The 23,029-nt window shown below is 68.7% G+C and carries 20 protein-coding genes; 12 read left to right on the top strand and 8 right to left on the bottom strand.

Features of this window, described 5'->3' with window-relative positions; genetic code table 11:
• The first annotated feature begins 8 nt into the window (after nucleotides 1-8).
• Genes GPA25_RS03495 through GPA25_RS03480 form a run of 4 tightly spaced genes read left to right on the top strand, consistent with a single transcriptional unit; the run spans nucleotide 9 to nucleotide 4,289 of the window.
• Nucleotides 9-482 carry a (2Fe-2S)-binding protein gene (locus GPA25_RS03495; protein WP_169258972.1) on the top strand — a complete coding sequence of 158 codons (474 nt, stop codon included), beginning with the start codon at nucleotides 9-11 and terminating at the stop codon, nucleotides 480-482.
• Entirely contained in the window at nucleotides 479-2,689 is a 2,211-nt protein-coding gene (locus tag GPA25_RS03490) for a xanthine dehydrogenase family protein molybdopterin-binding subunit (protein WP_169258971.1), read from the top strand. Before GPA25_RS03495 ends, GPA25_RS03490 begins: the two co-directional genes overlap by 4 nt.
• Nucleotides 2,690-2,700: 11 nt before the next feature.
• A complete protein-coding gene (locus GPA25_RS03485) occupies nucleotides 2,701-3,723 on the top strand; it encodes an XdhC family protein (protein ID WP_169258970.1) in 1,023 nt (340 codons plus the stop codon).
• Entirely contained in the window at nucleotides 3,720-4,289 is a 570-nt protein-coding gene (locus tag GPA25_RS03480) for a nucleotidyltransferase family protein (RefSeq protein WP_169258969.1), read from the top strand. Before GPA25_RS03485 ends, GPA25_RS03480 begins: the two co-directional genes overlap by 4 nt.
• A gap of 138 nt (nucleotides 4,290-4,427) precedes the next feature.
• On the opposite strand, the gene GPA25_RS03475 is transcribed toward GPA25_RS03480, so the two are convergent.
• Nucleotides 4,428-6,539 carry a TonB-dependent receptor gene (locus tag GPA25_RS03475; RefSeq protein WP_169258968.1) on the bottom strand — a complete coding sequence of 704 codons (2,112 nt, stop codon included), beginning with the start codon at nucleotides 6,537-6,539 and terminating at the stop codon, nucleotides 4,428-4,430.
• A 442-nt stretch (nucleotides 6,540-6,981) separates the two neighbouring features.
• Between GPA25_RS03475 and GPA25_RS03470 the strand changes: the two genes are divergently transcribed.
• The 4 genes from GPA25_RS03470 to GPA25_RS03455 all read left to right on the top strand — a co-directional run bounded on the left by GPA25_RS03470 (nucleotide 6,982) and on the right by GPA25_RS03455 (nucleotide 11,531).
• On the top strand, nucleotides 6,982-9,108 hold the full coding sequence (locus tag GPA25_RS03470) for a TonB-dependent receptor (protein ID WP_169258967.1): 2,127 nt from the start codon (nucleotides 6,982-6,984) through the stop codon (nucleotides 9,106-9,108).
• A 7-nt stretch (nucleotides 9,109-9,115) separates the two neighbouring features.
• Entirely contained in the window at nucleotides 9,116-9,757 is a 642-nt protein-coding gene (locus tag GPA25_RS03465; protein ID WP_169258966.1) for a PepSY-associated TM helix domain-containing protein, read from the top strand.
• Nucleotides 9,758-9,889: 132 nt separating this feature from the next.
• Entirely contained in the window at nucleotides 9,890-10,357 is a 468-nt protein-coding gene (locus GPA25_RS03460) for a rhodanese-like domain-containing protein (RefSeq protein ID WP_169258965.1), read from the top strand.
• Between the two features lie 262 nt (nucleotides 10,358-10,619).
• A complete protein-coding gene (locus GPA25_RS03455) occupies nucleotides 10,620-11,531 on the top strand; it encodes a bestrophin family protein (RefSeq protein WP_169258964.1) in 912 nt (303 codons plus the stop codon).
• 19 nt (nucleotides 11,532-11,550) lie between these two features.
• Here GPA25_RS03455 and GPA25_RS03450 read toward each other — a convergent pair whose 3' ends face one another.
• From GPA25_RS03450 to GPA25_RS03420, 7 genes are all read right to left on the bottom strand, one after another.
• Nucleotides 11,551-11,877, bottom strand: coding sequence for an AzlD domain-containing protein (locus tag GPA25_RS03450; RefSeq protein ID WP_169258963.1), 327 nt, complete (start codon nucleotides 11,875-11,877; stop codon nucleotides 11,551-11,553).
• Entirely contained in the window at nucleotides 11,874-12,575 is a 702-nt protein-coding gene (locus GPA25_RS03445) for an AzlC family ABC transporter permease (protein ID WP_169258962.1), read from the bottom strand. The genes GPA25_RS03450 and GPA25_RS03445 overlap by 4 nt, the downstream gene beginning before the upstream one ends.
• A 79-nt stretch (nucleotides 12,576-12,654) precedes the next feature.
• Entirely contained in the window at nucleotides 12,655-13,104 is a 450-nt protein-coding gene (locus tag GPA25_RS03440; RefSeq protein WP_169259086.1) for a c-type cytochrome, read from the bottom strand.
• A 5-nt stretch (nucleotides 13,105-13,109) separates the two neighbouring features.
• Nucleotides 13,110-13,439 (bottom strand): hypothetical protein, encoded by a 330-nt coding sequence (locus GPA25_RS03435; RefSeq protein ID WP_169258961.1) that lies wholly within the window; start codon nucleotides 13,437-13,439, stop codon nucleotides 13,110-13,112.
• A gap of 42 nt (nucleotides 13,440-13,481) precedes the next feature.
• Nucleotides 13,482-13,943 (bottom strand): DUF411 domain-containing protein, encoded by a 462-nt coding sequence (locus tag GPA25_RS03430; RefSeq protein WP_169258960.1) that lies wholly within the window; start codon nucleotides 13,941-13,943, stop codon nucleotides 13,482-13,484.
• Between the two features lie 15 nt (nucleotides 13,944-13,958).
• A complete protein-coding gene (locus GPA25_RS03425; protein ID WP_169258959.1) occupies nucleotides 13,959-15,452 on the bottom strand; it encodes a heavy metal sensor histidine kinase in 1,494 nt (497 codons plus the stop codon).
• Nucleotides 15,452-16,123: a heavy metal response regulator transcription factor gene (locus GPA25_RS03420; protein WP_169258958.1), complete on the bottom strand. Its 672-nt coding sequence runs from the start codon at nucleotides 16,121-16,123 to the stop codon at nucleotides 15,452-15,454. The genes GPA25_RS03425 and GPA25_RS03420 overlap by 1 nt, the downstream gene beginning before the upstream one ends.
• A gap of 157 nt (nucleotides 16,124-16,280) precedes the next feature.
• On the opposite strand from GPA25_RS03420, the gene GPA25_RS03415 reads away from it, so the two are divergent.
• From GPA25_RS03415 to GPA25_RS03400, 4 genes are all read left to right on the top strand, one after another.
• The gene (locus GPA25_RS03415; protein ID WP_169258957.1) at nucleotides 16,281-16,628 is read left to right on the top strand and encodes a copper-binding protein; all 348 of its coding nucleotides are present in this window, start codon (nucleotides 16,281-16,283) and stop codon (nucleotides 16,626-16,628) included.
• 114 nt (nucleotides 16,629-16,742) lie between these two features.
• Nucleotides 16,743-18,083, top strand: a complete 1,341-nt coding sequence (locus tag GPA25_RS03410; RefSeq protein ID WP_169258956.1) for a TolC family protein — start codon at nucleotides 16,743-16,745, stop codon at nucleotides 18,081-18,083.
• Nucleotides 18,080-19,648 carry an efflux RND transporter periplasmic adaptor subunit gene (locus tag GPA25_RS03405; RefSeq protein ID WP_169258955.1) on the top strand — a complete coding sequence of 523 codons (1,569 nt, stop codon included), beginning with the start codon at nucleotides 18,080-18,082 and terminating at the stop codon, nucleotides 19,646-19,648. Before GPA25_RS03410 ends, GPA25_RS03405 begins: the two co-directional genes overlap by 4 nt.
• Before the next feature lie 155 nt (nucleotides 19,649-19,803).
• On the top strand, nucleotides 19,804-22,995 hold the full coding sequence (locus GPA25_RS03400) for an efflux RND transporter permease subunit (RefSeq protein WP_169258954.1): 3,192 nt from the start codon (nucleotides 19,804-19,806) through the stop codon (nucleotides 22,993-22,995).
• Nucleotides 22,996-23,029 lie beyond the last annotated feature (34 nt).

Genomic DNA, 23,029 nt, shown 5'->3' with positions numbered 1-23,029 from the left:
GACGGCCGATGACCCGCTTCACCCTCAACGGCAAGCCGGTAAATACCGAGCTGCCCGACGACACCCCGCTGCTGTGGGTCCTGCGCGACGGACTCGACATGACCGGCACCAAGTTCGGCTGCGGCATGGCGCTGTGCGGCGCGTGCACCGTGCATGTGGACGGCCAGCCAGTGCGCTCCTGTTCGACGCCCGTGTCCGAGGTCGCCGGCAAGCGCGTGACCACCATCGAAGGCGTTGGCGCCGTGCGCGTCGGGGCGGCGGTGCAGGCAGCCTGGCAGAAGCTCGACGTGGTGCAGTGCGGCTACTGCCAGTCCGGCCAGATCATGTCGGCGACCGCGCTGCTGACTTCCAACCCCAAGCCAAGCGATGCCGACATTGACGCCGCGATGAGTGGCAACCTGTGCCGCTGCGCCACCTACGTGCGCATCCGCGCCGCCATCCACGAAGCCGCCCGGACGCTGGCGAAGAGGAGCGCAGCATGAACCGCATCGCCAACGCGTCGCGCCGCGACTTCCTGAAGGCCGGCGCCGGCCTTACCCTCGCCCTCGTCTTGCCCGGCGCTCATGCCGCCAGTACCGGCGCCCCCGGCATCGCCGGTGCCGCGGCGGGCAGCACCGCAGGCAGTGCCGAGTTCGCACCCAACGCCTTCGTGCGCATCGGCACCGACAACAGCGTGACGGTGATCGCCAAGCACCTCGAGATGGGCCAGGGCACCTACACCGGCCTCGCGACGCTGGTCGCCGAGGAGCTCGACGCCGACTGGGCGCAGGTGGTCGTCGAAGCGGCACCTGCCGATGCCGCGCGCTACAACAACCTGTCCTGGGGGCCGGCCCAGGGCACGGGCGGCAGCAGCGCGATCGCCAACTCCTTCGAGCAAATGCGCCAGGCCGGCGCAACCGCGCGTGCGATGCTGGTACAGGCCGCGGCCGAACGCTGGAAAGTGCCGGCCGGCGAGATCCGCGTGAAGGCCGGCGTTGTCAGCCACGCGAAGAGCGGTCGCAAGGCGCGCTTCGGCGAACTCGCCGAGGCCGCCGCCAGCCAACCCGTGCCGCAGCAGGTCACGCTCAAGGACCCGAAGGACTTCCAGCTGATCGGCCGCCACGCGCCGCGCAAGGACAGCGTCGCCAAGACCACCGGGAGCGCGCAATTCACGCAGGACGTGAAGCTGCCCGGCATGCTCGTCGCCGTCGTCGCGCACCCGCCGCGCTTCGGCGCGACCGTGAAGAGCGTCGATGAGCAGGCCGCGCGCGCAGTCGCCGGCGTCGCGGACGTGGTGCGCATTCCGACCGGCGTCGCGGTGCTGGCGCGCGACTACTGGACCGCGAAGAAGGGCCGCGACGCGTTGAAGATCGACTGGGATGAGTCCGCAGCCTATCGCGGCAGCAGCGAGCAGATCCTCGCCGACTACCGCAAGCTCGCCGCCACCCCCGGCGCCATCGCCCGCCGCGACGGCGATGCGGACGACGCGCTGGGCAAGGCGACAAAAGTCTTCGAGGCCGAGTTCGCCTTCCCCTTCCTCGCCCACGCCGCGATGGAGCCGATCAACTGCGTGATGCGCCTCGACGCGAACGGCTGCGAAGTGTGGAACGGCGAACAGTTCCAGACCGTGGACCAACGGACCGTCGCGGGCGTCCTCGGCCTCAAGCCCGAACAGGTGAAGCTCAACATGTTGTTCGCCGGCGGCAGCTTCGGCCGCCGCGCCAACCCGCAGTCCGACTACCTCGTCGAGACCGCCCACATCGTCAAGGCGATCGGCGGGCGGGCGCCGGTCAAGCTGGTGTGGTCGCGCGAGGACGACATGCGTGGCGGCCACTATCGCCCGCTCTACCTGCACCGCCTGCGCGCCGCGCTCGATGCGCAGGGCAAACCGCTCGCGTGGGCGAACAGCATCGTCGGCCAGTCGATCCTCACCGGCACGGCCTTCGAGGCGGTGGGGGTCAAGGACGGCGTCGACGGGAGTTCCGTCGAGGGCGCCGCCAACCTGCCCTACGCCATTCCCCACCTGCAGGTCGAGCTCCACACCACCAACGCGCAGGTGAAGGTGCCGGTGCAATGGTGGCGCGCGGTCGGTTCGACGCATACCGCCTTTGCAACGGAAGTCTTCATCGACGAGCTCGCGGTCGCCGCCGGTGCCGATCCGGTCACCTACCGTCTTGGACTCCTTGGCGCCCATCCGCGCCACGCCGGCGTGCTCAAGCTCGCGGCCGACAAGGCGGGCTGGGGCAAGCCCCTCGCTCCGGCGAAAGCCAGCCGGCGCGCGCGCGGCGTTGCGGTACATGAATCCTTCCACACCTTCGTCGCCCAGGTGGTCGAGGTCACGGTCGCGCCCGACGGCAGCTTCAAGCTCGATCGCGTGGTGTGCGCGGTCGATTGCGGCGTCGCCGTCAATCCGGATGTGATCCGCGCGCAGATGGAAGGCGGCATCGGTTTCGGCCTGGCCGCGGCGCTCTCCGGCGCGATCACGCTGAAGGACGGGCTCGTCGAACAGTCGAATTTCCACGATTACCCGGTGCTGCGCATCGACCAGATGCCGAAGGTGGAAGTGCACATCGTGCCCTCCGCCGCCAAGCCCACCGGCGTCGGCGAGCCGGGCGTGCCACCGATTGCGCCTGCGCTGGCCAATGCGCTGTACGCTGCCACCGGCAAACGCATCCGCACATTGCCGATTGGTGAGCAGCTCAAGGCCTGAGGAGAACCACCATGGACAGCCTGGATCTCGAAGTCCTGACTCGCGCCCGCGCCTGGCTTGACGACGGCCACCGGGTGATGCTCGCCACCGTGGTGCGCACCTGGGGTTCGTCGCCGCGCCCGCCGGGCGCGCTGCTCGCGCTGCGCGACGACGGCCGCGCGGTGGGTTCGGTGTCCGGCGGCTGCATCGAGGATGACCTGATCTACCGCCTGCAGCGCGATGGCATGCCCGAGTCGCCGCAGCATGTGAGCTACGGCGTCGGCGCCGAAGATGCACGCCGCTTCGGCCTGCCCTGCGGCGGCACGATGGAACTGGTGCTCGAACCCTTGCGCGACGCGGCGCCACTCGATGCACTGCTCGCGCGCCTTGCGGCCGGCGAACTGGTCGAGCGCCGGCTGGATATCGCCAGCGGCCGCAGCACGCTCGCTGCCGCACACCCCGAACAAGGCACCGCCTTCGACGGCGAAACCCTCACCAGCGTCTTCGGGCCGCGCTACCGCCTGCTGCTGATCGGCGCCGGCCAGCTCTCGGCGAGCCTCGCGCGCATCGCGCAGGGCCTCGATTTCGCGGTCACGATCTGCGATCCGCGCGAGGAATACCGCGAGGAATGGAATATCCCCGGCACGACGCTGACGCGCGAAATGCCCGACGACGTCGTGACCGCGATGCGCCCCGATGCGCGCATGGCGGTGGTCGCGCTCACCCACGACCCCAAGCTCGACGACCTCGCGTTGATGGAAGCGCTGCGCTCGCCCGCGTTCTACGTCGCCGCCCTCGGCTCGCGGCGCAACAATGCGGCGCGGCGCGAGCGCCTGCGGGAATTCGACCTCAACGCGGAGCAGGTCGCCGCGCTGCGCGGCCCGGCGGGCCTGTATATCGGCAGCCGCACACCGGGCGAGATCGCGGTATCGATCGCCGCCGAACTGGTCGCAGTCAAGAATGGCGTCGCCGCGGAACGCGTGCTCAAGGTCGCGACCGCCAAGGCGGCACTCGACATCGCCGCCGACACCCTGTCGGCCTGCGCGACGCGATGATCCGCGGCATCCTGCTGGCTGCCGGCTACGGCCGGCGCTTCGACGCCAGCGGCCGGCAGGACAAGCTGCTCGCGCCGCTCGCCGATGGGCGGCCGGTGCTGTGGCATAGTGCCCGCGCCTTGTGCGCCGCCCTGCCCGGCAGCCTCGCCGTCGTCAGACCGGGCCATGCGGAGCGTGTGCGCTGGCTGATCGAAGCCGGCTGCGCGGTATTGGAATGTCGCGAGGCCGAACTCGGCATGGGCAGCGCATTGGCACAGGCGGTGCAGGCCAGCGCAGGCGCTAGCGGTTGGGTGGTGGCGCTCGCCGACATGCCGTGGCTGCCGCCCGCGGTGATCCGCGCGGTCGCCGACGCCATCGACGCGCCCGCGCGCGTGGTCGCCCCACTGCATTCGGGACAGCGCGGCCATCCGGTCGGATTCGGTGGGGACTGGGGCAACCGGCTCGCGGCCCTGTCAGGGGACGAGGGCGCACGCACGCTGTTGCGCGAAGCGACGATTCAGTTGCTCGAAACCGATGAACCCGGCGTGCTGACGGACGTCGATACGCCCGCGGATCTGCGCGACTGAAACGCCAGCGATGCGCGCAGAGGACACGCGCTGTCAGGCCAGCCCGGTCCGCGCCCACCGCCGCGCCAGCGGGGCCGGCCATCGTGCCAGGATGGCCGGCCGGCTACCTGGTGGATAGCGCGCACGGCTTGCGGGGTATCAGAACGCGGTGCTGAGGGTCAGCTTCGCGTTGAGCGGCGCCCCGGGGCTGATGTTGGTGTCGCTATGCGCGGTCGGGTAATACTTCTTGTCGAACAGGTTCTCGACATTGAGCGCGAGGCGCGTCTTGCCGCCGGCAAAGCTGTAGTACAGCGCACCGTCGACACGCGTGAAGGCCGGCAGCTTCACCGCGTTGCTGAACGACGTGTAGACCGACGACTGATGTACGACCCCCAGGCCGGCCCCCCAGCCGCCGCCGAAGTCAAAGCGGTTCCACAGCGACGCCATGTGCTCCGGCACGAGGCCGACCTTGCTCCCCTTCGGCGCGCTCGACGTCGTCTGCGTGATCTCGGCGTCCAGATTTGCGTAGCCGGCATAGACCTGCCACCACGGCGTGATCCGCCCCTGCAGGCCGACTTCGACGCCTTCGGTGCGCTGCTCGCCGGACTGCACCAGGCGGCCGCTCGCGGGGTCACGCGGGTCGGCGACCTTCATGTCCTCGCGATCGAGGCGGAACAGCGCGGCAGACAGCGTGAGTTCCGGCGCGAGGTCCCAGCGCGCGCCGATCTCGTAGTTGACCGCCTTTTCCGGCGCCAGATCGTCGGTATTCGCGGCGAGGCTCAGCTGCTCGCCCGACGGCAGGAAGGCGTAACTGTAGCTCGCGTAGTAGGTCTGTGCCGGGGTCGGCGTCCAGATCAGGCCGGCGCGCGGGCTGACTTCGTTATCGGTGCGCGACAGGTCCTGGCGCGTCGTGGTCGTGCGCTTGTCATCGAGTTCGACCTTGAACTGGTCGTAGCGCAGGCCGGCGAGCACCTTCCAGTGTTCGGAGAGCGCGATCTGGTCCTGCAGGTAGGCCGCGAAAGTGTCCGAGGTCACGGTGTTGTTCGCGTCCGTGCCGTTGAAGCGGAAGCTCGTCGCCCTCGCGAACGGGTTCGCCGCCGACACGGTCGCGTTCGCCGCGTTGCCGAAGAAACCGGTATTGCGTTCGTTGTCGCTGTCCTGATGGCCGAGTTCGACGCCGGCGAGCAGAGTGTGCTGCAGTCCGCCGGTGGCGAACCTGGTCGTCAGGTCGGTCTGGTTGAAGAAGTTGGTGCGCAGGTTCGAGCTGTTGTACGCGGAGATGCGGACGGTGCCGGCACCATTGACGGCACCGCCGGCGAAGACGTTCTGGTAGAACTTGTCGTACTGCGTGACACGGAAGCTGTTCTTCAGTTGCACACCGCCGAAATCGTGCTCGAGCACCGCCGAAATCGCGTCCACCATCGCCCGCGACTTGCTCTGGTCGGCGTTGCCGAAGAAGGTGCTGCGGCGGGTGTCGAACGGGCGATCGCCCTGCGACGGGATGCCGCGGTCGGCGGTGCGTTCGTCGTAGAGCCGCTCGTACGCCAGGGTCAGCGCGGTGTTGCCGCCCGGGGTCAGCGTGACGCTCGGATTGAATGCGTAGCGCTTCAGGTCGACGCCGTCGCGGAAACTGTCGGCGCGTTCCGCCATCGCATTCAGGCGCCATGCCGCCGCGTCGTTGAGCTTGTTGCCGACGTCGACGGTGCCGCGCAGCTGGTCGAAACTGCCGACGGTGACGCCGACCTCGGCGACGAGACCGAACACCGGCCGCTTCGTCACGCGATTGACGACGCCGCCGGCGCCACCGCGGCCGAAAGTCATGCCGCCCGGCCCCTTCAGCACCTCGACGCGCTCGAGGTTGTACAGGTCGCGGAAGATCTGCGCGTCGTCACGGATGCCATTGACGAAGAAGTCGGCCGTCGTGTTGTTGCCGCGGATCACCATCTGGTCGCGGTTGCCTTCGCCCTGCGCGGCGGTCGTGCCCGGCACGTAACGCAGCACGTCCGACATGCCGCTCATCGCCTGGTCCTTGATCAGGCTCTCGGGCACGACGGTGATCGACGCGGGCACCTCCTTCAGCGGCGTGTCGGTTTTGGTGAAGGTGGCGGAACGCGTTGCGCGGTAGCCCTGCACCGGGCCGTCGGCGCGCTCGGCCTCGCCCTGGACGAGAACCGGCGACAGCACCGCGTCGGCGGCATGCACGAGACTGCCGGAACCGAGAACGGCGAACATGGCAAACGCGACCGGCTTCAGTCGAAAATCGAACGACATCTATCTTGCTCCTGTGTGAATCGTGGCTGGCTGGGAGAGATGTCGCCTGGCTTGCCGGTGATTGAAAAATTCGTGAGGGATCGCCCTGGAGGTGAAATGCGTTTGTAACAATTGAGAACGGTTCGCATCCTAAACGATAACGATTCGCACTTGCAACTCTTCTGCCGTCACGTTCAGCGGCTCGCCCGGCAGCCTGACCCGGATGTGCCGCGCCGACGACGCCGTTTGCGCCACGCCGGCGCGGGGCTTGGCAATGCGGCTTGAACACTGCATCACTGCTGCACCGCTTCCGTCCGCGCACGAGGATGGGCCGCTGCTCGGCATGCCACAATTGCGATTGATTCGCATTTCTACATCGCGATACAATCCGCACACACTCAGCCAGCCACTCCGCCTTCTCCGGCCGGATCGCCAGCCAGCAACCTTCCCGACCGGAGCTCCGATGCGTCTTACCACCCTCAGCGTGGCGCTTATGGCTGCGCTGCCCGCGCTGGCCGCGGCCCAGGCCACCTTGCCCGCCGTGACCGTCACCGCCGAACAGGCGGGTGCCGCCCCGTCGTACAACCCGCTGGTGTCGTCCTCGGCAACCAAGGGGGCCGCACCGCTGCGCGACATCCCGCAGACCGTGAACGTCGTCGGACCCGAGCTGATCGCCGACCAGGGCGCGCGCTCGCTCGCCGATGCGCTGAAGAACGTGCCGGGCGTGACGCTCAACATGGGTGACGGCCAGCGCGACCAGTTCGCGATCCGCGGCTTCACCGCGATCGGCGACAATTTCCTCGACGGCGTGCGCGACGACGCGCTGTATTTTCGCGACCTGTCGAACACCGAGCGCATCGAGGTCCTCAAGGGCCCGGCCGCGGTGCTGTACGGGCGCGGCTCGTCGGGCGGCATCATCAACCGCGTCAGCAAGCTGCCGACGCCGCAGGCGATCCGCGAAGTCACGCTGCAGCTCGACTCCCAAGGCGAGAAACGCATCAGCTTCGACACCGCCGGCGCGCTCGGCGAGAACGGCCACGCCTTCCGCCTGACCGGCGCCTTCGAGGACTCGACCGGTTTCCGCGACGAGTCCTTCATCAAGCGCGAGGCGATCGCGCCCTCGCTCGACCTCAAGCTCGGCGAGGACACCCGCCTGCTGCTGCAGCTCGCGCACAACCGCGACCGGCGCCCGACCGACTTCGGCATTCCCGACGACTACGGCCGCCCGCTCGACGTCGATCACGACACCTATTACGGCTCGGGCGACGCGGAGCGCGACGACACGACCACGGCGACGATGAATACCGCGACCGCCACGCTGTCGCACCGCATCGACACCGATTGGTCGCTGCGCAACGTGCTGCGCTATTACGACTTCAAACTCGATCGCGACAACACCCTGTACCGCTCCGGCAGTGCCTACACGCTGGCAAATGGCGAACTGTTCATGCAGCGCACCCACGGCCATGTCGTCCGCGACGAACACGGCTGGTTCAATCAGCTGGAACTCACGCAGCGGCTCAAGCTGGGCGGCATGACCCACACTCTGCTGTACGGCATCGAACTCGGCAGCCAGGACAAGAGCCTCGACATCGACAACTGGATCGGCATCGACCGCGTGCCGCTGTTCAACCCCGGCGGCGCGATCCCGCCCTATGCCACGACGGCGCCGAACTCGCGCACCATCGACAATGTCACGCGGCAGGACAGCAGCGCGTTCTATCTGCAGGACCAGATCGCGCTGGGCGAGCGGTGGAAAGCGCTCGTCGGCATCCGCCACGACGAATACCGCCAGAAGACCACCGAGCCCGGCAAACCGGACTTCGCGCGCACCGACCGCGAATGGAGCCCGCGCGCGGGGCTCGTGTGGCAGCCCGATGCGATGCAGTCCTACTACGTCTCGGTGTCGCGCTCCTTCCAGCCTTCGGGCGAGCAGTTCCAGTTGAGCGCGTCCAACGTCGACAGCGATCCCGAGATCACGACCAACCGCGAGATCGGCGCCAAGTGGGACTTCCTCGGCGGCGCGCTGTCCGCCGGCGCCGCAGTCTTCCAGCTGGTGCGCAGCGACATGAAGATCACCGAGCCGGTCACGCGCCAGACCCTCAACGCCGGCAAGCAGCGCACCAACGGCCTCGAACTGTCGCTCTCCGGCCGTCCCGCCGCCGGCTGGCAGATTCACGCCGGCTATGCGTATCTCGATAGCGAAACGGTCAAATCCACTGCCACCGGCGGCACGAATTTCGGCACACAGCGCGTGACCGTGCCCTTCGAAGGCAAGGATGCCGCGCTGACGCCGCGCCACAGCGGCTCGCTGTGGGTGACGCGCGAACTCGGCCGCGGCTGGAGCCTCGGCGGCGGCGTGCACGCGCAGTCTTCGCAATACGCCTCGCCCGACAACCTCGTGCGCCTGCCCGGTTTCGCGGTGTTCGACGCCGCGTTGCTGTACCGCAGCCAAGCCTACGACCTCGCGTTCAACCTCAAGAACGCGTTCGACCGCGAGTACTGGGCAAGCGCGCACGGCAGCGTCAATGGCCTGAACCAGCCGGGCGCGCAGCGCACCCTGCAGGCGACCGCGACCTTCCACTTCTGAGCAAACAATGATCCACCGTCACCCCGGCCCTGCCGCCAGCCGCGGCAACTCGCAGAAATGGCTACGCCGCATCCACGCCTGGTTCGGCCTCGGCCTCGCGGCGATGCTGCTGCTGTTCGCGTGCACCGGCTTCCTGCTGAACCACCGCGCGCAGATGAAGATCCCCGCGCTCGACCGCAAGGAAATCACGCAACTGCTGCCGGTGGAGGCGACGCCGGCCGACCCGCGCGCGCTCGCCGCGGCACTCGCGCCAGCGCTCGGCGTCGATGCGGCCGCCCTCACGCCGCGCGTCGAGCCGGCCCGCGTCGTGAGTTGGGACGGCGGCGAAGTCCGTCAGCCCGAGCGCTGGACCTTGCGCGCCGACACGCCGTCCGAGTCGGTGCAGGTCGAGTACTGGCGCGGCAGTCATCAAGCCGAGGCGAAGCGCACCAAGCCGAATGTGTGGCTGTATCTCGCGCGCCTGCACATGGCGATCGGTACCGGCCCGGCATGGGTGCTGCTGTCGGACGCCGCCGCGCTGGGGCTGGCCTTCCTCGGTTTGTCCGGCTTCTGGCTGTGGGGGCGGCTGCACGGCTCGCCGCGGCGACTCGCGGGGCTCGCGAGCGGCGGGCTGGCCCTGGCCGGCGGACTCGCCTGGCTAGCGGGCTAACGGACCGCTCGGTGACAGGCAGTGGCAGCGGCAGGCACCAGAGTAAGCATATGCTAATATGACGAACTCGGAAGCCAACGGCCGGTCTTAAAACCGTTGACCACCTGCCTCACCCGTTTACCGGAGTTCGCCATGTCGATCCCTGTTCGTCTTCTGAGCCGTCGCGCGCTGCTCCTCGCCGCGGCCGCTGTGCTGCTACCCTTTTCCACCGCCCAGTCCCAGCAGGGCGCGACACCCGAAATCAGCCCCGCCGAGGCACGCGCCCGCGCCAGCACCGGTGAAATGACGCTGATCGACGTACGCACGCCCGAAGAATGGCGCGAAACCGGCATCGCGCCCGGCGCGACGCCGATCAACATGTATCACCCGGGCGGCGCCGAAGGTTTCACCAAGGACGTGCTCGCCCGCGTCGGCGGCAAGCGCGATGCGCCGATCGCCGTCATCTGCCGCAGTGGCAACCGCAGCAGCCAGGTGCAGCGCCTCCTCGCCGCGCAGGGCTTCACCCGTGTGTATAACGTCAGCGAAGGCATGAGCGGCAGCGCCGCCGGTCCGGGCTGGGTCAAGCGCGGTCTGCCGGTCGAAACCTGCAAGACCTGCTGATCGCACACCGGCGATCGTCACCGAAGGAGCCGCGACTCACCACCGCGGTGGGCGCGCTCCACACCGTTCCACGACACCGCGGCCGGATCGCCCCCCCGCCGCCACGGACGACGGTATTGCCGCGGCACGCCGGCCGGCATAGCGGACGCCCGACGCACTCGTCGCACTTCCAGTGTGCAGTGCACAAAATTTTCCATTGCGGCTTCACAAAACCTGCGAAAATTCTCGCTTCGTCGCGCCGCGACATGCCTGCTCCCGAGCCGTGATCGTCCGTCCCCGCCCGCATTGGGTCCGTCTGCTGTTCGTTCGCCGCGGGTCGCTGGTTCCCCGCATTCTCTCCCAACAGTTGTTCATCATCGCGCTCTCGTCCGCGGTCGTGCTGTTCCACGGGCAGCTGTTCCACTGGAAAGTCACGCTGAACTCCGCGCCCTTCTCGCTGATGGGCGTCGCGCTGGCGATCTTCCTCGGGTTCCGCATCAACGTCAGTTATGACCGCTACTGGGAAGCGCGCAAGCTGTGGGGCGCAGTGCTGGTCGAATCGCGCAACCTGGCGCGGCAGGCCTTGACGATGACAGGGCGCGGCGTCGAACCCCGGCCTTTCGTCCTCGGACTGATCGGCTTCGCGACCACGATGCGCAACCAGTTGCGTGGCAGGCCGCGCGACACCGCACTCGAGGGTCTGCTGCCTGCCGACTTGCTCAGTCGCCTGCGCGATGCGCGCTTCGCCCCCGCACTGGTACTGCTGTGGCTCGGCGAATGGCTGCGCGAGCGCCGCACGGCGGGCCAACTCGAACCGATCGCCGCGCAGCAGATGGAACAATCGCTCAACGAACTGTCCGGCGCGCTCGGCGGCTGCGAACGTATCGCCAACACGCCGCTGCCCTTCACCTATTCGGTGATCCTGCACCGCAGCGCCTATCTCTACTGCATGCTGCTGCCCTTCGGCCTGGTCGACTCGATCGGCCTGATGACGCCGCTGGTGGTGGCCTTCGTGTCCTACACCTTCTTCGCGCTGGAAGAGCTCAGCGACGAGATCGAGGATCCGTTCGGCACCTTGGCCAACGATCTCGCGCTCGACACGCTGGTCGCCGGCATCGACGCGAGCCTGCGCGAAATGCTCGGCGAAACGCCGCCGCCGGCGCCCGTGCCGGACGCAAATTTCATCCTGACCTGAAGCCCTGCGGGCCGGCCGGCTACCAGCCCAGCCCCTTGCGCAGCAGCAGCAACACCCCCATGCCGGCGATGAAGGGTAGCCACGGATTACGCGAGCGCGCGGCGGCAACGATCACCACGAGGCCCGCGACGAGCTTCGGATTCAGCGGATCGAACGCGCCCGCATCGAGCAGCAGATCCGGCACGATCAGCGCCGACAAGGCCGCGGCCGGTGCATAGCGCAGCGCGCGCTGCAGCGCCGGCGGCAGGCGCGTGCCCTCGCCGAGCAGGATGAAGCTGCCGCGCGGCAAGATCGTCGCCGCCGCGATCAGGCCGAAGGTGATCCACAGCCACACGCCTTCGATCATGCCTGCCCCCGCCTGTCGTGCCAGTCGGCCGCGAAGCCCGCGGCGATGCCCAGCGCGATGCCGGCGATGACGCCCAGCTTGAGCGGCAGGCCGCGCAGCGCCACCGCCCCGAGCCCGCCGACCAGCGCCGCGACCATCATCGTGCGCAGCTGCGCCATCGGCACCAGCATCACCGTCAGCGCGATCGTCGTCATGAATTCCAGCGACCAGTCCTTCGGAATCACGCCGGCCCCGAGCACCCCGGCCAGCCCGCCGAGCTGCCACACGAACCAGCACCACAGCGCCGGTGCGAGGTAGAAGCCCCAGCGCCATTGCGGGTCATCGGAATTGAAGAGCTTTTCGGAACACAGGATGAACACGCCATCGACCAGCAGATAGCTCGACGCGATGCGCCGCGACCACGACTGGCCATGGAAAGCGGGCGCAATCGCCGCGCTGAAGATCACGAAGCGCAGGTTGAGCACCAGCGCGGTCAGCACGATCAGCCACAGCGGTGCGCCGGACGCGATCAGCGGCAGGGTGCCGAGCTGGGCGGTGCCGGCGAACACGATCAGGTTCATGCCCATCGACTCGAGCGCCGACAAGCCGCTCGAGCGCATCGCCACGCCGGTGACGATGGCCCACGGGATGAGGCCCACCGACATCGGCAGCATCAGCCTGAAGCCCTCGCGGGCGCCGCGCTTGAAGGATTCGTTCATTGGGGACTATCCGGCCGGAGCGGGAAAAGCGCTCAAGGATACCAGCGCCAAGGCCATGCCGGCATCCTGACTTTTCGGCTCAGCGCCGCTGCTGCGCCATCTGCTCGCGCGCGCTCCACACCTCGGCCGGCCAGCTGCTCTGGATGAACGCGAGCACGGCGCGAATGTCCTCCTCGCTGAGCTTTCCGGCAAACGCCGGCATGTCGCTCGCGTAGCCGTCGGGCGCCCACGGCGGCACCATGCCGTCGCGGATGATGTTGATCAGCAATTCGTTCGGATGGTGCCAGGTGTGGCCCGACGCATCGTGCGGCGGCGCCGGCAGGCGTCCGTTGGCCAGTCGCCTGCGCCACTCCGGCTGGCCTTCGCGCTGCGCGCCGTGACACGCGGCGCAATGCTGGCGGTAAAGCGCCTCGCCGCGCACAACCTGCCCGCGATTGGCGGGATCGATGCCGCCGTCGGCCGGCGCGGAACAGCCCGCCAGCGCCAGCAGCACCGTCGCGACAATACCGGCGACAAAACCGAACCGCATCACGCTTACGGCCGGCTGCCGCAGGGATGGCGATCCGCCCCGCAGTGCTGGAAGTCGCCGAGCGGCCGGTTGAAGGTGTATTCGAAGGGCTTGCCGACCAGTTCGTGTGCGGCGTCCCCTGCCGAGCCGGTCGGCAGCGTAAAAGGTAGCGACACGACGAACACCGCCGCCCCGATCACCGTGCCGACGATCCCCAGTGGCCGCACGAGCACCAGATCCGCCGTCATGTCCCCCGCGCGGTCGCCGGTGACCGTGTCCGGTTGCTGCGCGACAACCGTCGCACTGGAGGACAACAGAAGCACCGCGCTGAGCGCGGCCACGAAGCTCTTGTACATGATCCGCTCCCGCGGGGCGCTCCGCCCCATCTCACTCGGCACTCAGTGCGACGCAAATACCCGCGTCTTGCCGTCGCCGGAGAAGCTCACCACCTCGTAGCGGTCGGCCGGATACGGCCCCTCCATCCCGGGCGAACCCTGCGGCATGCCCGGCGCGGAAATGCCTGCGACTTTCGGCTTCTCGGCGAGCAGGCGCTTCACGTCGGCCGCTGGCACGTGGCCCTCGACGACATAGCCACCGACCTTCGCGGTATGGCACGACCCCAGCGCCTGCGGCACGCCCGCCTCGCGCTTCACCGTGCTCATCTCGGTGCTCTTGACTTCCTTGACCTTGAAGCCGGCGGCGCGCATGTGCTCGGCCCATTTGCCGCAGCAGCCGCAATTGGGATCCTTGTACATCACCACTTCGTCGCCGGCGGAGAAGGCCGGCGCGGCGAAGGCCGCGGCGAGCGCGAGTGTCGCGATGAGGGCAAGCGGGCGACGCGACGGGGTATGAGACTTCATGACAATTCCTCGATTTCAGACGGTTGACGATAATTGGTCGGTGCCGGGCGGCGGAGGTTCCGCGCGCCGGGTATTCGCGGCAAGTCCGGTGGCGCCGGCGCTCGCAAGCGGCAGATGGAGCGTGAAGGTAGTGAGGCCGTGCGCGGATTCGACCTCGACGCGGCCGCCATGCGCCTCGACAATCGAGCGCGTGATCGCGAGGCCCAGCCCCGCGCCGTCGCTCTGCCGCGCGCGCGCCGCATCGACGCGGTGGAAACGGTCGAAGATGCGCGCCAGGTGCTCGGGCGGGATAGCCTCGCCGGGATTGCTCACCGCAAGCCGCGCCACGCCCGTGCCGCCGTCGCCGACCGTGTCGATCGCGATCCTCACGGTGCCTCCCGCCGCGGTATGGCGCAGTGCGTTGGACAACAGATTCGACAGCGCGCGTCGCAACATCAGGCGGTCGCCGCGCACCGTCGCATCACCCGCAAATTCCAGCCGCAGCCCCCTTTCCTCCGCCAGCGCCTCGTAAAAATCCGCCAGCGCCCGCGCCTCGTCGGCGAGCGCCAGCGTCTCCGCGGGACGCGGCAGCAGCCCGTTGTCCGCCTGCGCGAGGAACAGCATGTCGGCGATCATGCGCGCGAGCCGCTCGTATTCCTCCAGGTTCGACAGCAGGATCTCGCGGCAGGCGTCGGGATCGCGCGCCCGGCTCAGCGCGACCTGCGTCTGCGTCATCAGGTTGCTGATCGGCGTGCGCAACTCGTGCGCGATGTCCGACGAGAACTCCGACAGCCGGCGGAAACCGTCCTCCAGCCGCGCCATCATCGCGTTCAGTTCGCCCGCCAGCGCCTCGAGCTCGACCGGCAGATCCGCCATCCCGATGCGCGCGTGCAGGTGCTTGGTCGAGACACCGCGCGCGACCTCGGCCATATTGCGCAGCGGCGCCAGACCGCCGCGCGCCGCGACCGCGCCGAGCAGGCCCGTCGCGACAATCGCCAGCGCCACCGCGAGCCATAGCGACCGCTCGAAATCGCGCATGAAGACGCGGTGATGCTCGATATCCATCGACACCACGACGCGCGCCGCCGGCGCGTCTGCAATCCCCGTCCGGGCGCTCGCGACGACGCCGCGGTAGCTGTGTCCGTCCTGCTCCCACACCCGCGCCGCCGGATAGGCCGTCGCGTCGGCAACAGTCGCCTCGCGGACCACGCGCTCCGGAAATCCGGCCCCCGAGGACGCGAACAGGATCTCGCCGGCGCCGCCGTCGCGCACCACCGCAATGGACAGGCTGTGGTGCCCCACCAGCGCGCTGTCGAGCTGCTGCGCGACGTTCGCGAAATCGGCCTCGTCGCGCACCTGCGCGAGCACCGAACGGGCGAGCTCGAGCTTGCCGTGCAATTCGACCAGATCGCCCTCCTCGAAGTGGCGCTCCACCGTCGCCGAGATGTAGGCCCCCAGGCCCAGCAACACCGCGGCGAAGAGCGCACCGAACAGCAGCGTCAGGCGCAGCGTGAGCGACAGCCTCGGCATCACGGCGCCTCGAGCACGTAGCCCATGCCGCGCACGGTGCGGATCAGCTTGGGCTCGAAGGGGTCATCGACTTTCGCGCGCAGCCGGCGCACCGCCACTTCGATCACATTGGTGTCGCTGTCGAAATTCATGTCCCACACCTGCGAGGCGATCAGCGATCGCGGCAGCACTTCGCCCTGGCGACGCAGCAAGAGTTCGAGCAGGCCGAATTCCTTGGCCGTCAGGTCGATGCGCTGGCCCGCGCGCATCACGCGGCGGCGTAACAGGTCCAGTTCGAGGTCCGCCGCGCGCAGCACGTCGGGTTCCTTCGACTTGCCCCGGCGCAGCAGCGTGCGCACGCGTGCGAGCAGTTCGGAGAACGCGAAGGGCTTCACGAGGTAGTCGTCGGCGCCGAGTTCCAGCCCGCGCACGCGGTCCTCGACCTGGTCACGCGCCGTCAGGAACAGCACCGGCAGTTCCTGCCCGGCGCGCCGCACCGTCTGCAGCACACTCCAGCCGTCGAGCGCCGGCAGCATCACGTCGAGTACCATCAGGTCATAATCACCGGTCAGCGCCAGATGCAGGCCATCCATGCCATCGCGCGCGAGATCGACGACAAAGCCGGCCTCGACCAGGCCCTGGCGCAGATAATCGCCGGTCTTGGGTTCGTCTTCGACGATCAGGATCTTCACCGCGGGCTCCTTGCCACCAACTCGCTATGGAACGCATTGTGCCCGGCCTCGGCAGGCGCCGTTCAAGATTACAAAGATGTAACCCTCGGGTCAGGTTTCTGTCCGGCGCCATTTTTCATACTGCAGGCAATCCCCGGCCCTACACGGAGCACGCACCATGAAAACCTCCCTCCTCGTCGCGACCCTCGGCCTGTTCGCGCTGACGTCCACCCCGGCGCTGGCGCAGAGCGGGCACCACGGACAGCATGTCGCCGCGGCAAACGTCGCGCCCGCCAGCGCAATGAAAATGTCCGACGGCACCGTGCGCAAGGTCGACAAGGCCGCCGGCAAGATCACCATCGCTCATGGCCCGCTCGAAAACCTGGGCATGCCGGCGATGACGATGGCTTTCCGCGTAGGCGACGCGGCGATGCTCGACAAGGTCAAGGCGGGCGACAAAATCCGCTTCGTCGCCGAACGCGTCGACGGCGTGTTCAGCGTCAAGCAACTGGAAATGGCCCAGTGATGGAAACGACTGCCATGGGTCCGGCCCGCCCCCCGCCGGGGGCCACCCCTTGCGGGTAACAAGAAGAAGCGCCTTCGCACCTACCTAAGTCACGCTCTACCGGAGTTCCGTCGAATGACCCCGTCAATCGCAGGCGCATGCGGAACACGCTTGATCGCACAAGTGCTGATCGCCGCCACGGTGTTTTCGGGCACTGCGGCTCGTGCGCAGGAAAGCGTACAGACTTTCCCCGTCGCCCCTTCCTATCCCGCCGCGATGCCCGCCTCACCGCTTGGCGCGAGCGTCAGCGCCCTGCTCGACCATGCGCGCACGACCAACCCGGCGTTCGCCGCCCAACGCGCGGAAACCGCGGCGGCGCGCGAGCGCATCGAATCGGCCGGGGCGCTGCCCGACCCGAACTTCCAGGTCGAGCTGATGGACTTCACCAACACCATGCGCGGTGGCGGCACCACGCTGCTCCCGGGCCAGGTCGGCGAGACCCGCTACCGCATCATCCAGCCGCTGCCCGGCTGGGGCAAACGCGAGCTGCAAAGCCGCGCCGCCGGCGCCAAGGCCGATCAGGCCGCGGCCGGGCTCGATGCCGCGTGGCTGGATCTTGCCACCGAAATCAAGAACGCCTGGCTGCGCTACTACACCGCCGACCGCGAAGCCGCCCTCGCGCGCGAATCGCTCGCGCTGCTCGGTGGCCTCGAAGAAGCCATGCTCGCGCGCTACCGCCAGGGCCTGGCGCCGCAACAGGCGGTGCTGCGCGCGCAGCGCGAGCTCACCAGCCAGCGCCTCGCACAGGTCGGCATCGAACAGCGCCGCCGGGGCGCCGCCGCCGCGCTCAACGGCCTGCTCGCACGCGCGCCCGACGCCCCGCTCGCCACGCCGGCCGACCCGGCCGCGCTGCCCGCGGCGCTCGAACTACCCGCCCTGGTCGCCCGTGCCCGCGCCCGGAATCCCGCACTGACTGCCGACGAGCGCGGCATCGAAGCCGCGCGCCTCGAACGCGAACGCACCTGGGCCGACCGCTACCCCGACTTTTCGATGGGTCTCACGAACAACCGCCCGCGTGGCGAGAGCCAGTCCTGGGATCTGATGTTCGAAGTGATGATCCCGCTGCAGCAATCCGCGCGCCGCGCCCGCGAACGCGAAGCCGAACACATGCTCGCCGCCGCCGACGCGCGCCGCGACGCGACAGGCTCGCGCCTCGCCGGCGAGATCGGCGCCGCCTACGCCAATTTCACCAGCGGGCAGGAAACGCAACGCCTGATCCGCAGCACGCTGCTGCCGCAGGCCCGGGCGACCCGCGATGCGACGCGCGCCGCCTTCGAGACCGGGCGCGCCGACTTCGACGCCGTGCTCGAAGCCGAGCGCCAGCTCGTCGACACCCGCATGGCGCTGCTGCAGGCCGAAGTCGAATCCCGCATGGCCCTGTTCGAACTCGAAAAACTGGTCGGAGACGCATTGTGAAACCCGCCGCGCAACTCACTATCGCCGCCGTCGCGGTCGCTCTCGCGCTCGGCGCCGGCTACTGGGCTGGCACCCACAACGCGCCCCCGGCCGCCGCAAACCCGGCCGGATCGACCGCCACGCCACCCGCAGCCGATGCCACCGGCGACAAGAAGCTCCTCTACTACCGCAACCCGATGGGCCTGCCCGACACCTCGCCGGTGCCGAAAAAGGACTCGATGGGCATGGACTACATCCCCGTATACGAAGGCGAGGATGCCGGGCGCGGCGACAGCGGCGCCGTCACGGTCAGCCCCTCGCGCCTGCAGACCCTGGGCGTGCGCACCGCCGAGGCCGAACTGCGCACGCTCGACGAACCGGTGCGCGTCGTCGGCCGCGTCGCGATCAACGAACGCAGCATCGTCGACGTCGCACCGCGCTTCGAAGGCTGGATCGAACGACTGCACGTCAGCGCCAGCGGCGACCCGGTGCGCCGCGGCCAGCCATTGTTCTCCGTGTATAGCCCGGAACTCGTGTCGGCCGGCGCCGAACTGCAGATCGCCGAACGCCTGCAGCGCGAAGCCGCGACCGATCCCGCCGCGGCCGCCGCCGCGCAGCGCCTCGCCGACGCGACCCGCGCACGCGTGTCGAACTGGCAGATGAAGCTGCCCGAGGGCGCCAAGGCCGGCAACGACCGGCCTACCTCGACCTCTCCCGGCAACGGCCGGCTCACCTTCACGTCTCCGGCCAACGGCATCGTGCTGGAAAAGAAGGCCGTCGCAGGCATGCGCTTCATGCCCGGCGAGGCGCTGTACCGCATCGCCGACCTGTCCTCGGTGTGGGTGCTCGCCGACGTCTATGAACGCGATCTCCCACGCGTAAAGGCCGGCCAGGTCGCGACGGTGACGCTCGACGCCTTCCCCGGACGCAGCTTCGCCGCCAAGGTCGCCTACCTGTACCCGACGCTCGACGCCGCGACGCGCACCACGCAGATGCGCCTCGAACTCGCCAATCCCGGGAACCTGCTGCGCCCCGGCCTGTTCGCGCATGCCGAAGTCGCCACCGGCACGACCGCGCCGGCGCTGACGGTGCCCGCCTCGGCGCTGATCGACAGCGGCGAACGCCAGGTCGTGCTGCTCGCGCAGGGCGAAGGCCGCTTCGTGCCGAAGCCCGTCACCGTCGGCCGGCGCGGCACCGAGCACATCGAGATCCTCGAAGGCGTCGCCGCCGGCGATCGCGTGGTCGTGTCGGCGAACTTCCTCATCGACGCCGAAAGCAACCTGCGCGCCGCGCTCGCGAGCTTCACCGCCGGCAAGGATGGCGCCACCGACACCACAGCGTACTCGGGCGAAGGCACGCTCGACGCCATCGATACCGCCGCCGGCAGCGTCAGCATCACCCACGGCGAGATTCCCGCACTGCAGTGGCCGGCGATGACGATGGACTTCGCGCTGGCATCCCCCGACGTCGCCAAGGGGGTCGCCCCGGGCAGCGCCATCCGCTTCGAGTTCGAGCAGCGCGCACCCGGCGAATTCGCGGTGACACGCATCGCGCCCGCCGCAGCGGCCGACCACAAAGGCCACTGAGATGAAACAACCCCCACGCTCTGCGAGTTCGCGAAGGGCCGGCTTTGCACAGCCGGCCCGTTCGGCAGGCACGGCGCAGTACGCCGTGAAACCCCTGCCTCACCCCCCCGAGGGGGCGCAGGCCTCCCTCGGGGCGGCCCAGCGGGAGGCCTGACATGCTCAACCGCCTCATCGACTGGTCGGCACGCAACGTGTTCCTGGTGCTGCTGGCGACGCTGTTTGTCAGCGCCGCGGGCCTCTATGCGCTGAAGAACACGCCGGTGGATGCGCTGCCGGATCTCTCCGATGTGCAGGTGATCGTCTATGCCGACTACCCCGGCCAGGCGCCGCAAGTCGTCGAGGACCAGGTCACCTACCCGCTGACGACCGCGCTGCTCGCGGTGCCCAAGGCCAAGGTCGTGCGCGGCTTTTCGATGTTCGGCGCGTCCTACGTGTACGTGATCTTCGAGGACGGCACCGACATCTACTGGGCGCGCTCGCGCGTGCTCGAATACCTGTCCTCGGCCGCCGGGCGCATGCCCGCCGGCGTCGCGCCGCAGATCGGCCCGGACGCCACCGGCGTCGGCTGGGTCTATCAATATGCGCTCACCGGCAAGGACCGCTCGCTCGCCGAACTGCGCAGCCTGCAGGACTGGTACGTGCGCTACCAGCTCACCAAGGCGCAGGGCGTCGCCGAAGTCGCCAGCCTCGGCGGCTTCGTCAGGGAATACCAGGTCACCGTCGACCCGCACCGCCTGGCCACCTACGGCATCCCGCTCGAGCGCGTCGCGCAGGTGATCCGCGCATCGAACCGCGACGTCGGCGGCCGCGTCGTCGAACTGGCCGAAACCGAATATATGGTGCGCGGGCGCGGCTACCTGCGGAACGCGCAGGACATCGCCGAGCTGGTGCTGAAAAGCGAAGGCGGCACGCCGGTGCTGGTGCGCGACGTCGCGCGCGTCGAGATGGTGCCGGCCGAGCGGCGCGGCATCGCCGAGCTCAACGGCGAAGGCGAAGTCGCCTCCGGCATCGTCATGGCGCGCTTCGGCCAGAACGCGCTCGAGGTGATCGCCAACGTCAAGACCAAGATCGCCGAAATCTCCGCGGGGCTCCCCGAAGGCACCTCCATCGTGCCGGTCTACGACCGCTCCACCCTGATCGAACGCGCCATCGCGAACCTGAAATGGACGCTGATCGAGGAAAGCCTGATCGTCGCCGCCGTCTGCATCATCTTCCTGATGCACGTCAGGAGCGCCCTCGTCGCCATCATCACCCTGCCGATCGGCATCCTCATCGCCTTCATCGCGATGCGCTCGCTGGACCTCGGCTCCAACATCATGAGCCTCGGCGGCATCGCGATCGCCATCGGCGCGATGGTCGACGCCGCGATCGTGATGATCGAGAACGCCCACAAGCGGCTCGAACAGCTGCATCAACTCAAGCCCGAGGGCACCTCGCCATCCGAACGCGCCGAAGCGATGATCCGCGCGTGCAAGGAAGTCGGCCCGGCACTGTTCTTCTCGCTCTTGATCATCACGGTCTCCTTCCTGCCCGTGTTCACGCTCGAAGGCCAGGAAGGCCGCATGTTCTCGCCGCTCGCCTTCACCAAGACCTTCGCGATGGCGGGCGCCGCGCTGCTGTCGGTGACGCTGGTGCCGGTGCTGATGATGCTGTTCATCCGCGGCCGCATCATGCCGGAAGCGAAAAACCCGGTGAACCGCTTCCTGATCTGGACCTACCGCCCGATCATCGCCGCGGTGATGCGCCACCGCTGGCTCACCATCGCCGCCGCGCTCGCCTCGATGGCGATCACGATCTACCCGGCGAACCGCATCGGCGCCGAATTCATGCCGACACTCAACGAAGGCACGCTGTTCTACATGCCGGCCTCGCTGCCGGGCATGTCGGTCACCAAGGCCGCCGAACTGCTCGCTACCACCGACCGCATCATCAAGACCTTCCCCGAAGTCGAATCCGTCTACGGCAAGGCCGGCCGCGCCACCACCGCCACCGACCCGGCGCCGCTGGAAATGTTCGAGACCATCATCAACCTCAAGCCCGAGTCCGACTGGCGGCCCGGCATGACCACCGACAAGCTCATCGCCGAGATGGACGCCGCGCTGAAATTCCCCGGCCTCGCCAACTCCTGGACGATGCCGATCAAGGCGCGCATCGACATGCTGTCGACCGGCATCCGCACGCCGATCGGCGTCAAGGTCTTCGGCAAGGACCTCGCCGTCATCGAGCGCGTCGCGCGCGAGATCGAAGCCACGGTGCGCGACGTGCCCGGCACCACCAGCGCCTACGCCGAACGCGTCACCGGTGGCTTCTACCTCGACATCGTCCCCGACCGCGCCCAGCTCGCCCGCTACGGCATCACCGTCGACGACTTCCTGATGGTCGTCGCCACCGCCCTCGGCGGCGAGCCGGTCACCACCACCGTCGAGGGTCTGGAACGCTACAACGTCGCGGTGCGCTATCCGCGCGACCTGCGCGACGACCCGCGCCGCATCGCAGCGGAAGTCTTCGTGCCGCTACCGGGCGGCGGCAACCTGCCCCTCGGCCAGCTGGCGAAAGTCGCGCTCACCAAGGGCGCGCCCGCCATCCGCACCGAGAACGCGCTCCTCGCCGCCTACGTGTTCGTCGACATCCGCGACCGCGACATCGGCTCCTACGTCGCCGACGCGCGCCGCGCCGTCGCCGAAAAGGTCAGCTTCCCGCCTGGCTACTACGCCACCTGGAGCGGCCAGTTCGAATACATGGAACGCGCCAAGGAAAAGCTCGCCGTCGTCGTACCGCTGACGCTCGCGATCATCTTCCTGCTGCTGTACCTCAACTTTCGCCGCCTCACCGAAACCCTCATCGTCATGCTGTCGGTGCCGTTCGCGCTGGTCGGCGGCATCTGGCTGATGTGGTGGCTCGACTACAACATGAGCGTCGCCGTCGCCGTCGGCTTCATCGCGCTGGCCGGCGTCGCCGCCGAAACCGGCGTCGTCATGCTGATCTACCTCGACCACGCGTGGGAAGCCGCCAAGGCGAAGCGCACCGCCGAAGGCCGCCAACCCGACGCCACCGACCTCTACCACGCGATCATGGAAGGCGCCGTCGAGCGCGTGCGCCCCAAGATGATGACCGTCGTCGCCATCATCGCCGGCCTGCTGCCGATCATGTGGGGCAGCGGCACCGGCTCCGAAGTCATGAGCCGCATCGCCGCCCCGATGGTCGGCGGCATGCTGTCCTCGACCGTGCTGACGCTCGGCGTGATCCCGGCGATCTATGCACTGGTCAAGGAATGGCGTCTCAAGCGCGGGCTCGAACAGGCCATCGCCCAGCCCGCAGTCGAACAGACTTCGCTTTTGCCCGGGTGAGCGAGGCATCATCCGCGCTGACCTCGAATAAAAA

The organism is Aromatoleum diolicum (assembly GCF_012910955.1).
GTDB classification, from domain to species: Bacteria; Pseudomonadota; Gammaproteobacteria; order Burkholderiales; family Rhodocyclaceae; genus Aromatoleum; species Aromatoleum diolicum.
This window is presented reverse-complemented; position numbering and strand designations above follow the sequence as displayed.